Source organism: Methylobacterium sp. FF17, from assembly GCF_025813715.1.
Lineage (GTDB): Bacteria > Pseudomonadota > Alphaproteobacteria > Rhizobiales > Beijerinckiaceae > Methylobacterium > Methylobacterium flocculans.
Genome location: NZ_CP107532.1, coordinates 4,602,714 through 4,614,513, shown reverse-complemented (window position 1 = coordinate 4,614,513; position 11,800 = coordinate 4,602,714). Strand labels below are relative to the sequence as shown.

13 protein-coding genes are annotated in these 11,800 nt (G+C 69.5%); 7 read left to right on the top strand and 6 right to left on the bottom strand.

Features of this window, described 5'->3' with window-relative positions:
- The first annotated feature begins 14 nt into the window (after positions 1-14).
- Both OF380_RS22125 and OF380_RS22120 read left to right on the top strand, forming a co-directional pair.
- Positions 15-905, top strand: coding sequence for a glycosyltransferase family 2 protein (locus OF380_RS22125; RefSeq protein WP_264047636.1), 891 nt, complete (start codon positions 15-17; stop codon positions 903-905).
- A 77-nt stretch (positions 906-982) separates the two neighbouring features.
- Complete coding sequence (locus OF380_RS22120) at positions 983-1,294, top strand: hypothetical protein (protein WP_264047635.1); 312 nt, start codon at positions 983-985, stop codon at positions 1,292-1,294.
- Between the two features lie 74 nt (positions 1,295-1,368).
- Here the strand turns inward: OF380_RS22120 and OF380_RS22115 are convergent, their stop codons facing one another.
- Positions 1,369-1,623 carry a DUF3297 family protein gene (locus OF380_RS22115; RefSeq protein WP_264047633.1) on the bottom strand — a complete coding sequence of 85 codons (255 nt, stop codon included), beginning with the start codon at positions 1,621-1,623 and terminating at the stop codon, positions 1,369-1,371.
- A 375-nt stretch (positions 1,624-1,998) separates the two neighbouring features.
- On the opposite strand from OF380_RS22115, the gene OF380_RS22110 reads away from it, so the two are divergent.
- From OF380_RS22110 to OF380_RS22095, 4 genes are all read left to right on the top strand, one after another.
- The gene (locus OF380_RS22110; protein WP_318784267.1) at positions 1,999-4,332 is read left to right on the top strand and encodes an NADP-dependent malic enzyme; all 2,334 of its coding nucleotides are present in this window, start codon (positions 1,999-2,001) and stop codon (positions 4,330-4,332) included.
- A 130-nt stretch (positions 4,333-4,462) separates the two neighbouring features.
- Positions 4,463-5,437, top strand: a complete 975-nt coding sequence (gene gnd, locus OF380_RS22105) for a phosphogluconate dehydrogenase (NAD(+)-dependent, decarboxylating) (RefSeq protein ID WP_264047632.1) — start codon at positions 4,463-4,465, stop codon at positions 5,435-5,437.
- Between the two features lie 41 nt (positions 5,438-5,478).
- Complete coding sequence (pgl, locus tag OF380_RS22100; protein WP_264047631.1) at positions 5,479-6,207, top strand: 6-phosphogluconolactonase; 729 nt, start codon at positions 5,479-5,481, stop codon at positions 6,205-6,207.
- A 127-nt stretch (positions 6,208-6,334) separates the two neighbouring features.
- Positions 6,335-6,871, top strand: coding sequence for a hypothetical protein (locus tag OF380_RS22095; protein ID WP_264047630.1), 537 nt, complete (start codon positions 6,335-6,337; stop codon positions 6,869-6,871).
- A gap of 98 nt (positions 6,872-6,969) precedes the next feature.
- Here OF380_RS22095 and OF380_RS22090 read toward each other — a convergent pair whose 3' ends face one another.
- The 5 genes from OF380_RS22090 to OF380_RS22070 form a co-directional block, all read right to left on the bottom strand.
- Positions 6,970-7,137, bottom strand: coding sequence for a hypothetical protein (locus OF380_RS22090; protein ID WP_264047628.1), 168 nt, complete (start codon positions 7,135-7,137; stop codon positions 6,970-6,972).
- Positions 7,138-7,321: 184 nt separating this feature from the next.
- Positions 7,322-7,519, bottom strand: a complete 198-nt coding sequence (locus OF380_RS22085) for a hypothetical protein (protein WP_264047626.1) — start codon at positions 7,517-7,519, stop codon at positions 7,322-7,324.
- A 276-nt stretch (positions 7,520-7,795) separates the two neighbouring features.
- Complete coding sequence (oxlT, locus tag OF380_RS22080) at positions 7,796-9,013, bottom strand: oxalate/formate MFS antiporter (RefSeq protein WP_264051437.1); 1,218 nt, start codon at positions 9,011-9,013, stop codon at positions 7,796-7,798.
- Between the two features lie 629 nt (positions 9,014-9,642).
- Positions 9,643-10,749, bottom strand: a complete 1,107-nt coding sequence (locus OF380_RS22075) for a 2'-deoxycytidine 5'-triphosphate deaminase (RefSeq protein ID WP_264047624.1) — start codon at positions 10,747-10,749, stop codon at positions 9,643-9,645.
- Between the two features lie 97 nt (positions 10,750-10,846).
- Positions 10,847-11,263: a hypothetical protein gene (locus OF380_RS22070; RefSeq protein ID WP_264047622.1), complete on the bottom strand. Its 417-nt coding sequence runs from the start codon at positions 11,261-11,263 to the stop codon at positions 10,847-10,849.
- A 141-nt stretch (positions 11,264-11,404) separates the two neighbouring features.
- Here OF380_RS22070 and apaG point away from each other — a divergent pair, with 141 nt between their 5' ends.
- Complete coding sequence (gene apaG / locus OF380_RS22065; RefSeq protein ID WP_264047620.1) at positions 11,405-11,797, top strand: Co2+/Mg2+ efflux protein ApaG; 393 nt, start codon at positions 11,405-11,407, stop codon at positions 11,795-11,797.
- Positions 11,798-11,800 lie beyond the last annotated feature (3 nt).

Here is an 11,800-nt window from a genome sequence, read left to right as displayed (position 1 = left end):
AACCCGTTGCTCCCGTGCCGAGCCTGACGGCCGTCGTCGTGACGCATGACAGCGCCGAGAGGTTGCCGGCTTGCCTCGGCGCCCTCGCGGCCGAGCACGTGCGAGCCCTCGTGGTGGACAATGCGAGCCGGGACGGCTCGGTGGCGGTGGCACGCGCTGCCGGAGCCGAGGTGGTGGAGAATACCCGGAACGAGGGGTACGGCCGGGCCAACAACATCGGCGTGGCCGCGGCCATCCGGGCCGAGCGCGTCCTGATCCTGAACCCGGACGTGGTCCTGCAGCCGGGCGCCGTCGGCGCACTCCTGGCTGCCGCGCGCGCCTATCCGGATGCGGGGCTGCTCGCGCCACGGCTGGTGGAACCGGACGGGCGCGTGTTCTTCCAGCCGCGCTCGCTCCTCTCACCCTACCTTGCGAACCCGAAGGGCCGGCGCGCCCTGCCGGAGGGGGACGTCTGTGCGCCGTTCCTCTCCGGCGCCTGCCTGATGGTGCGCCGCGACCTCTTCCTGGCCCTTGGTGGGTTCGACCCCAACATCTTCCTGTTCTACGAGGACGACGATCTCTGCCGCCGGATGACGGATGCGGGGTACGCCCTGGTACATGTCGAGGCGGCGCAGGCCCTGCACGGGCGCGGGTGCTCCTGCGCGCCGGAGCCCGGCCAAGTATTCCGCAGGCGCTGGCATCAAGCCTGGTCGCGGGCCTATGTCTGCGCCAAGTACAGCCTGTCCGATCCAAGCCCGGGGATGCTCGCGATCAACCTGCCGAAGGCGGCCCTGACCGGCCTCGTTCTCCGGCGCGGGCGCTTCGAGCGCTACGCGGGCTCTGCCGCCGGTGCCATCGCAGCCCTGCGCGGCCGGAGCGCCATCGCCCGCGAGGGTCTGCTTCCGGTGGGGGTCGAAGGTCCATGAAGGCCCGAACTCTATGAAGGCCCGAACTCTATGAAGGCCCGAACTCCATGGTGGAACACGCCGCGCGGCGGCACCGTATGACGAAGCCTCTCACCCCCGCCGAAGCCCTCGTCCGCGCCGTCGACGCCCTCGTGGCACAGGGCTTCGCGGTGGTCGCCCGCAACACCCGGGGCGACAGCGTCTACCTCAAGCCCGACGCCTGCGCCTTCGCGCTGCGGGTCTCGAATCACGCCCGCACCCCCAAGCAGCGCAAGAACCATCCCGACGCCATCACCAGCCTCGTGCTGCGCGATCCGACCTCGGAAGCGGCGCTGGAGGCTCAGGTCGCCGTGGCGTTGCGGAATTTCGCCGGGGAGCGGGCGAAGCGGGAGCAGGTGATCGAGCCGTGAGCCGTCTCGATCACGGCGCACGCTCTTCGTGGAGCGATGCCTTTCCCGGTATGGGAGCAGCGTCGGGACGAGCCTCAGCCCTCGGCCGGCGCGTGGTCGCGAAAATAGGGCTCCACAGGGCCCTTCAGCTTCACCGTCATCGGGTTACCGGAGCGGTCCAGCGTCTTGCCGGCCGAGAGGCGGACCCAGCCTTCGCTGACGCAGTATTCCTCGACATTGGTCTTCTCGACCCCCTTGAAGCGGATGCCGATACCGCGCTCGAGCATCTTCTCGTCGTAATACGGGCTGTTGGGATTCACAGCGAGGCGGTCGGGGGGCGTATCGGACATCGTCGCGGACCTTGGGGCGTTTCACGCCGTTCGGTGAGGGGTTCGAGGCCATGCCGGTACGGGATTCGGCGCGTCCCCGCAACGCCGGCTCTCCCGGCGGGGGCAAGGAACGCAATCCCGTCCGCGGTGGAACAAAACCGCCCGATCGTCAGCGTCGGACCGCGATCCGGACGCGACAGCGGCGGCCCCCCGTAGGAGTTTGTACCGATGGGGAAACCGGTCCGTAGGGCGGGCGGGCACGGTCGATCCGGGTTTCCCCGCGCGGGTTGCGCACACCCCGCAGCCGGTGCAACAGGGGCCCCAAGCAAAGATCCCGCCGATGATGGGAGACGCGCTCCGATGCCGGGGCAGCGCGCAATCCTAAGGAGGACGACCATGGGCGACACTATGTCCGACGATCTCAAGTCGGGAGCGCTCGTCTATCACCGCTTGCCGCGCCCCGGGAAACTGGAGATCCAGGCGACGAAGCCGCTGGGCAACCAGCGCGACCTCGCCCTCGCCTATTCGCCCGGCGTGGCCGCCGCCTGCATGGCGATCCACGAGGATCCGCAGGAGGCCGCCACCCTCACCATCCGCCAGAATCTCGTCGCAGTGCTCACCAACGGCACCGCCGTGCTGGGTCTCGGCGATATCGGTCCCCTGGCCTCGAAGCCCGTGATGGAGGGCAAGGCCGTCCTCTTCAAGAAGTTCGCCGGCATCGACGTGTTCGACATCGAGGTCGCCCAGCACGACGTCTCCAAGCTCGTGGATGTGGTCTGCGCTCTGGAGCCGACCTTCGGCGGCATCAACCTCGAGGACATCAAGGCCCCCGAGTGCTTCGAGGTCGAGGAGCAGTGCCGGGCCCGGATGAACATCCCGGTCTTCCACGACGACCAGCACGGTACCGCGATCATCGTGGCGGCCGCCGTCCTCAACGGGCTGGAGCTCGCCGGCAAGCAGCTCTCGGACGTCCGCATCGTCACCTCCGGTGCCGGGGCGGCGGCCCTGGCCTGCCTGAACCTCCTCGTCTCCCTCGGGGCCCGCGTCGAGAACATCACCGTCACCGACATCAAGGGCGTGGTCTACAAGGGCCGGCCCGAGCTGATGGACCGCTGGAAGGACATCTACGCGAAGGAGACCGAGGCCCGGACCCTGGCCGAGGTCATTCCCGGCGCCGACGTGTTCATCGGCCTCTCGGCCGGCGGCGTGCTCAAGCCTGAATACCTCGAGAAGATGGCCGACAAGCCGCTGATCATGGCGCTGGCCAACCCCTACCCCGAGATCATGCCGGATCTGGCGCAGGAGAAGCGCCCCGACGCGATGATCTGCACCGGGCGCTCGGATTTCCCGAACCAAGTCAACAACGTCCTGTGCTTCCCCTACATCTTCCGGGGTGCCCTCGACGTCGGCGCCACCTCGATCAACGAGGAGATGAAGCAGGCGGCCGTGAAGGCCATCGCGGCGCTCGCCCGCGAGACGCCCTCCGACGTCGTTGCCCGCGCCTATGGCGGCGAGGCCCGGCCCTTCGGCCCGCGCTCGCTGATCCCGAGCCCGTTCGACCCGCGCCTGATCCTGCGCATCGCCCCCGCCGTGGCCCAGGCCGCGATGGATTCCGGCGTCGCCGGCCGTCCCCTGGAGAACATCCAGGCCTATACCGACAGTCTCGACCGCTTCGTCCACCGCTCGGGCTTCATCATGAAGCCGATCTTCTCCAAGGCGAAGGAGAACCCCAAGCGGGTGATCTACTCCGAGGGCGAGGACGAGCGCGTGCTGCGTGCCGTCCAGGCCATCGTGGAGGACGGCGTCGCCCGGCCCATCCTGGTCGGCAGGCCCCGCGTGATCGAGACCCGGATCAAGCGCTTCGGTCTCTCGCTGAAGCAGGGCGTCGACTTCGACCTGATCGATCCCGAGGACGATCCGCGCTACCGCGACTACGTCGCCACCTACCTTGAGGCCGCCGGACGGCGCGGCATCACCCCGGACGCCGCCCGTACCCTGGTGCGCACCAACAGCACCGTGATCGGTGCCGTCGCGGTGCGCCGCGGTGAGGCGGACGCGCTGATCTGCGGCCTGGAAGGTCGCTTCGAGACCCGCCTGCGGGTGATCCGCGACGTGATCGGGCTCGCGCCCGGCGTGCTCGATTTCGCCGCCATGAGCCTCATCGTGACCAAGGAGGGCGCCTACTTCCTCGCCGATACCCATGTGCGGTCGGACCCCAGCGCCGAGGAGATCGCGGATGTGGCCGTGGCCTGCGCCGAGCATGTCCGCCGCTTCGGCCTGACCCCGAAGATCGCTCTGCTGAGCCACTCGGATTTCGGCCAGTCGGATTCCCGCTCGGCGGTGAAGATGCGCACTGCCCTCGGGCTGATCCGGGACCGCCGGGCCGACCTCGAGGTCGACGGCGAGATGCAGGCCGATTCCGCCCTGTCCGAGATGATCCGCGACCGGGTGATGCCGGCCTCGCGGCTCAAGGGCGCGGCCAACGTGCTGATCTTGCCGAACCTGGATGCGGCCAACATCGCGTTCCAGTTCGCCAAGGTGCTGGCCGACGCCCTGCCGGTGGGGCCGCTCCTCATCGGCCCGGCCAAGCCGGCCCACATCCTGTCGCCCTCGGTCACCGCGCGCGGCATCGTCAACGTCACGGCCGCCGCCGTGGTCGAGGCGCAGGCGGCGGAGATCGGTGCCGGCGTTCCCCTGGCCGAGCCCGGCGCGGGCCCGACCTCGGCGTGAGGCGCAGGGCGAGGCAGCGGTTCCGCCGCCTCGCCCTGGCGGGCCAAATGCGTTAGCCCTGCTCCGGAGGACAGGGGCGTGCGAGGGCCGGGCCCTCTCCGGCACGCCGTCGCGGGCACGGGAGACACGGATGCAACTCGGCATGATCGGCCTCGGCCGGATGGGCGGCAACATCGTCCGCCGGCTGCTGCGGGACGGGCACGAGGCGGTCGTCTTCGACCAGAACCCGGAGGCCGTGGCCGCCCTGGTGGCGGAAGGCGCGGTGGGGGCGACCAGCCTCGAGGACTTCGTCGCGAAGCTGAGCCTCCCGCGTGCGGCCTGGGTGATGCTCCCGGCCGGCACCATCACCGAGGCCACGGTGAAGACCCTCGGCGGCCTGATGGCCCGGGACGACGTCATCATCGACGGCGGCAATTCCTTCTACAAGGACGACATCCGCCGCGCCGCCGAGCTGAAGCTCGCCGGCCTTCACTACGTCGATGTGGGCACCTCCGGCGGCGTCTGGGGCCTGGAGCGCGGCTACTGCATGATGATCGGCGGCGACACGGCCGCCCTCGAGCGCCTCGACCCGATCTTCAGGACCCTGGCCCCCGGCGTCGGCGACATCCCGAAGACGCCGGGACGCGAGGGGCGCGACCCGCGTGCGGAAGCCGGCTACATCCATGCCGGTCCGAGCGGGGCGGGCCACTTCGTCAAGATGATCCACAACGGCATCGAGTACGGCCTGATGCAGGCCTATGCCGAGGGCTTCGACATCCTCCGGCACGCCAATTCGCCGGACCTGCCGGAGACCCACCGCTTCGACCTCAACATCGGCGACATCGCCGAGGTCTGGCGGCGCGGCAGCGTGGTCTCGTCCTGGCTCCTCGACCTCACCGCCGGGGCGCTGGCGCAGGACGAGCACCTCACCGACTTCTCGGGCTTCGTCGCCGATTCCGGCGAGGGGCGCTGGACCCTGAACGCGGCCATCGAGGAATCGGTGCCGGCCAACGTGCTCTCGGCCGCGCTCTATGCGCGCTTCCGGTCGCGCGAGGAGGCGAGCTTCGCCGACAAGATGCTCTCGGCGATGCGCAAGGGGTTCGGCGGGCACCAGGAGCCGAAGTAGCGCTCCACGCCCGTCCCACCCGCATCGGAGAGCCCGTTTCGATGATCCCCCTCCCCCCGAACGCCGAGATCCTGCCCGATGCCGACGCGGTGGCGGCAGCGGCTGCCGAGCGCCTTGTCGCGCTCTGCGAAAGCGCGCCCCGCTCCGCCATCGGGGTCTGTCTCGCCGGGGGTTCGACGCCCAAGCGCCTCTACGCGCGCCTCGGCGCACCGGATACCCGGCGGCGCTTGCCCTGGAACCGCCTGCACTGGTTCTTCGGGGATGACCGGCTGGTGCCGTGGACGGATGCGGCGAGCAACGTCCGCATGGCGCGCGAAGCCTTCGGGGACGCGCCGATTCCCGAGGGGCATCTCCACGGCATGGACACGCATGGCACGGCCGAGGCGGGCGCCCGCGCCTATGCCGAGACCCTGCGGGCGTTCTACGGCGCCTCCGAACTCGACCCCGCAAGGCCCCTCTTCGACCTCGTCCTGCTCGGCCTCGGGGAGGACGGACACACAGCCTCGCTGTTTCCAGCCAAGCCGGCCCTGGCCGAGCGCCACGCCTGGACGGCACCGGTGCCCGAGGCGGGGCTGGCACCCTTCGTCCCGCGCATTACCCTCACTGTTCCGGCCCTCGCCTCGGCGCGCGAGACCCTGTTTCTCGTGACCGGTGCGGGCAAGCAGGAGCCCCTGCGCCGCCTGGCACGGGGCGAAGACCTGCCCGCGCGCCACGTGCACAGTGTCGGCCGGCTGGTCTGGCTCGTCGACCGGGAGGCGGCGGGCGCCTGAAACCGGCGAAACCTGGTCTTCCGTCCGTAGGCCTCGTGTTCACTTGATAAAAGTTGTTGCCTTACAAGGATCGTTGAGCGAACACTTCGCGATTGCCGGAATGTCCCGGTCTTCGTGACACTGCGCCATGGACGGGGATCTTTCGGGCGGGGACGCGTTCGTCGGCTTGTCCCGACGCTCCGCGCCCCATCGGCGGTGGCGCGGGTCATCCCGCCATCGGATCGGGCCGCTGCGCACCGTGGCCGAAGCGGCGGATCACCCCGTTCTCAGCGGCATCCGCTCGGGCGCCCTGTCCGGCCTCATCATCGTGGCCGTGCTCGGCCTGCCGGTCTTCCTGATCCTCGCCGCGAGGGCGCCGACACCCGGCGCGTTCGAGCCGCAGGCGAAGGTCTGGGCGGCGGGCACGGAGACCGATGCCTCCGTCCGGGTCTGGGCGGAGCCGGCGCCGGCCGCAGCCGCCCTGCCCGTTCCGGTCCGCGCCGCGCTCGTCGAGCCGCCGCGTGGCAGGGCCGGCGAGGAGCGCTCCCCTCTCAGCGTCGACCTGATTCCCGTCCTCGATGACGCGAGCGGCGCCCTCTCGCTGGACGAGCCGGCGGTGACCGTCGCGAAACCGGCCCGGCCGAGCCGTGCGCCGACGGCCCGGCGCGTCTCGGGAACGCCCTGACCCGGCGCGCGAGCCGCCACTCGGCCTCGCACCCGGCATGAGAAAACCCGCCGCGACGGAGCCGGGCGGGTCAGGGGTATCGGCGATTCCAGGGGTCGTCAGGCGACGCGCTGCGCCGTGCTCTGGGCGTTGTCGTTGAGCGTGACGAACATGCCGGCCGACGCGGTCCCGGATGTGGTCAGACCCGACGTGGCATCGTCGGTCAGGAGGGCGAGCATCGGTCCGACAGCGACAGCGGCGAGGCCGAGAACAAACAGGGCGAGCATGGTGGAAGTCCCGGTGACATTGCGATGTCCGTTTATCGCACTGCACAATGGGCTTTGGTATACCACATACCGCAGTGCGGTCATGCAACCGGCGCTTGGCTCCATTCGGCCTGTTCTCGTCCGCTTGGGGCTCCCAGGACCGGCCGCGTTTCCCGCCCCGGATCGTGAGAGCCGGTCTCCGGACTCACCGATGGACGGGCTCGGTCACGAGGGGCGGCAGCGGGAGCAGGTAGTACCCGCCCACCAGCAGGATGGCCGACAGGACGAGCCCCAGCGATGAGACGTACAGGATCGCGAAGACGTCGCGGTTGAAGTCCGCTGTCCGCAGCACGATCGCCGCGAAGGGAATGCTCACCAAGGCGAGGAGGATGGACAGGACCATCTCGGAACCCTTTGTGCGGAACTCTCGACGGGTGGAACGCGGATCGGCGCCTGGATATCCCGCGGGAACGGAAGCCGACGCGCCGTCGAGACGCCGTGACGCCTGAGCCCCCCAGGCCGGTTCGTGCTGGCTTGCCAACCCGAACCGCCCGGGGGGCTCGTCCAGAGGCCTCTTATCTCAGGGGACGCAGGAAGCGGTTTCTCAGCGGCTGGGGGGCTCCTTTGGAACCCCCCCGACGGTATCCGTGCGATCCCGGCCTTTGGCCGGGATCTGGGGTCAGGCGTGCGCCAGGGCGCCGGCGGGCTGGACCGCCCCTTGCGCGGCGTGGTGCCGCTTCAGCATGGGCCGGAGCACCGCGATGGCGAGGAAGGCCGCCACGAGGTCCATGATCGCCACGGTGTAGAGCACGGTCGCCCAGGTGCCGGTGGCCTGCATGAGCAGGTTACCCACGGGTACGAACAGGGCGGCGAAGCCCTTGGCGCAGTAGAGCACGCCGTAGATCTTGCCGATGTGCTTCGAGCCGAAGGTGTCGGCGGCGGTGGCGCTGAAGAGGGAGTACACCTCGCCCCAGGCCAGGAACACGATGCCCGAGAGGATGACGAAGGCCCAGGGGTTGGTGCCGAAGTAGCCCAGGGCCACGATGCCGATGCCCTCCATGGTGAAGGCGATGAACATCGTCTTCTCGCGCCCGATCCGGTCCGAGACGTAGCCGAAGAGCGGCCGCGAGATGCCGTTCATCACCCGGTCGAGCATCAGTGCGAAGGGCAGCGCGGCCATGGCGAAGAAGTACAGGTTGACCTGGAACTCCTTCACGCCGAGATCCTGCGCGATGACGCCGAGCTGGGCCACTGCCATCAGGCCGCCGGTGACCGTGCAGGTGAACATCAGCAGCATGACCCAGAACACCGGCGTGCGCAGGGCCTCGCGCAGGGTGTAGTCGCGCCGGGTCTGCAGCACCTTGGTGGAGAAGGTGACCTCACCCTTGGCGGGCCCGCGCAGGCCGATCGCCGCCAGCATGATGATGCCGCCCTGGATGATGCCGAAGATGAAGAAGGCCTGGGCGTAGCTGCCCTGCGCGATCATGTTGGCGATCGGGATGATCGTCAGGGCCGAGCCCGCGCCGTAGCCGCCCGCCGTCAGGCCGACCGCGAGGCCGCGCTTGTCCGGGAACCACTTCAGCGCATTGTTGATGCAGGTCGCGTAGACGCAGCCGACACCGATGCCGCCCGCCACAGAGCCGGCATAGAAGCCGGTGAGCGAGGTGGCGTAGGAATTGATCACCCAGGCGAGACCCGTCATCAGGCCGCCGAACATGACGACCCGGCTCGGGCCGTACTTGTCGATGAAGTAGCCCTCGATCGGGGTGAGCCAGGTCTGCACGACCACGAAGATCGTGAAGGCGACCTGAATGGCCGCACGATCCCAGCCGAAGGTTTTCTGAATTTCCGGAACGAAGAGAGTCCAAGCGTATTGAATATTCGCCGCCGCGACCATGCAGGCCACGCCGAGTACGAGTTGCAGCCATCGATTGACGGTAGGTTTCGCGGTTGGGGGCGCGGCAGCGGACAGGGCCATGGGTTCTCTCCCTTATGCGACGTTCGGCATGCTTGGCGTTATGCCTGATTTGAACTATAATGCAAATCTGTGGCCTGTATGCTGGTGGTGGCGAATCCACCCAGTACCTCAGTTCGCATGTATGCATTATTTGGTATACCAGGAATGCGTGCAAGCAGAATAATTCAACGCTTGGACGGCATTTTTGCGGATTAAAGACTCCCCCTCCTTCGTTTGCCGTTTCCGCGATGACCCGTTCAGGTTCGGCGCGAAGACTTGCGGCATTCGTTGAAGACTTACAGCATCCGTCGATGACTTGCATCTTCCGCTAAGGTCTCGAATCCCCTGCGGTGAGCCATGCTCGGGGGCTCTGCCCGACCGGGACGACGCCCGCGCGGCATGCGGGGCCTGTCCGAGAAACGACCGACGCCGGTTGGGTATCGCTGACGCAGGGCGAGGCGATCCCGGTATGCGGGTCGTGGCGCTTCGAAGGGGCGGGAAGCGGCCGGACGCAACGCGGCCTCCGGGCCACCGCCGGACGCGGCGATGGGCGGGACGGTCGGATGCCCTCAGGCGAAGTGCTTGGAGAGCTTCAGCCCTTGCGCCTGGTAGTTCGATCCCGCGCCCGAGCCATAGAGCGTGGCGGGGCGCTCGAGCATGCGCTCGTAGACGAGGCGGCCGACGATCTGGCCGTCCTCCAGCAGGAACGGGACGTCGCGCGAGCGGACCTCCAGCACGGCCCGCGCCCCTGCCCCGCCGGCGGCGGCAAAGCCGAAGCCCGGATCGAAGAAGCCGGCGTAATGGACCCGGAACTCGCCCACCAAGGGATCGAACGGCACCATCTCTGCGGCGAAGTCCGGCGGAACCTGCACCGCTTCCTTCGAGGCCAGGATGTAGAACTGGCCGGGATCGAGGATCAGCGCGCGCGAGGCGTCGGCCTGCAGGGGCTCCCAGAAATCGGCGCTGCGGTGGGCGCCCGGCGCGTCGACATCGACGAGGCCGGTATGGCGCCGGGCGCGATAGCCGATCAGGCCCGAGAAGCCGGACAGGTCGATGGAGACGCCGATGCCGCCCTGGAAGGTCGGGGTGGGGGCATCGACCAGGGGCGAGGCGGCGTGGAGGGCCGCCAGATCCGCGTCGGTGAGGCGCGGCTCGCCGCGCCGAAACCGGATCTGCGACAGGCGCGAGCCGGTGCGCACCTTCACCGGGAAGGTGCGGGGCGAGATCTCGGCATAGAGCGGCCCGTGATAGCCGGCCTCCACCTGATCGAAGGCGGCACCCCGATCGGTGATGACGCGGGTGAACACGTCGATGCGGCCCGTCGAGCTCTTCGGGTTGGCGCTGGCCGCGAGGTCCGCCGGCAGGGCGAGGTGCTCCTGCAACTCGGCGATGTAGACGCAGCCCGTCTCCAAGACGGCGCCGTGGGTGAGGTCCATCTCGTGCAGCACGAAGGCCTCGACGCAGGCGGCGACCGTGCGGGCTCCGGGCAGGAAACTGGTGCGCACGCGATAGACCCTGGCCCCCAGGCGCAGGTCCAGGCTCGCGGGCTGAATCTGATCGGGCGCATAGGGTGAGTCGGGCCGGATCGCGCCGGACCGCGTCAGAGCCTCGATCCCCCGTGCGGCCAGGATGCCGTGGCCGCTCGTGGGTGACGTGTCTCGCTTCGCATCCGGCATTCGTCGCACCACCCGCTTTCGACTCGGGCACCGCCCCATCCCTGGGGTTGGAACGCCGCATGGGCCGCAAGTGTCCCCCCGACGCGCTAAGGCCGGGTTAAGCCTCCGGCTCGTCGCGGGTCCGCAGCACGATCCAGGCGAGGGCGAGGCGGGCGATGGCGCCCATGGCGACGAGTCCCGCGAGCGCGCTGGCGAGCAGTGGAAAGCCGATGGGCCAGGCCAGCAGCGCCAGCCCGAACAGGACCGTGCCGAGGCCGGCCCCCGGGCCGAAGGCGAGGACGAGGGAGGGCAGGCCGGCGATGGGCGGCGAGCCGCCCCGCCGCGCGAGCCACGCGCCCGCGATCCGGGCCAGCCCGTCGAGGCCGAGGGCGAGGGCGAGGGCCAGGGCGGCCCAGCCGTTCCGCTCGGGCGACTGCCACGCGAAGGCGCCGGCCAGGATTGCGATCCCGAGGCTTCCGAGGAAGGCCCGGCCGGGGAGCGGAACGGCGCTGCGCGAAACGGTCTCCTCGACCAAGTGAGCGTCCTCGAAGTTGCGCGGGCACCCCCGCATTCGTCACGATTGACGCGGTTTTCGCAGGGCCGTACCACGACGCCCTGGACTTGTCGCGAACCCGGCGCGCCGGGGACACGTCCGGCCAGGGAGGCAGTGACGGCGATGTACAAGGCTCAGACGCGCGGGATCAGCGTGACGGTGATGCCCCGCTTCGTCGAGGAGGAATCCTCGCCGGCCGAGAGCCGCTACTTCTTCGCCTACACGGTCGAGATCGTGAACAACGGCTCCGAGCAGGTCCAGCTGCGCTCGCGCCACTGGCGGATCGTCGACGGGCGCGGCACCACGCAGGAAGTGCGCGGCGCCGGCGTCGTCGGCAAGCAGCCGGTGCTCGAGCCCGGCGAATCGTTCCGCTACACCAGCGGCTGCCCGCTCACCACGCCGGACGGCCTGATGGCCGGCAGCTACACCATGGCGACCGATGCGGGCGAGAGCTTCGAGGCCGAGATCCCCGCCTTCTCCCTCGATTCGCCCCACGTCCGCCGCAGCGTCCATTAGCGT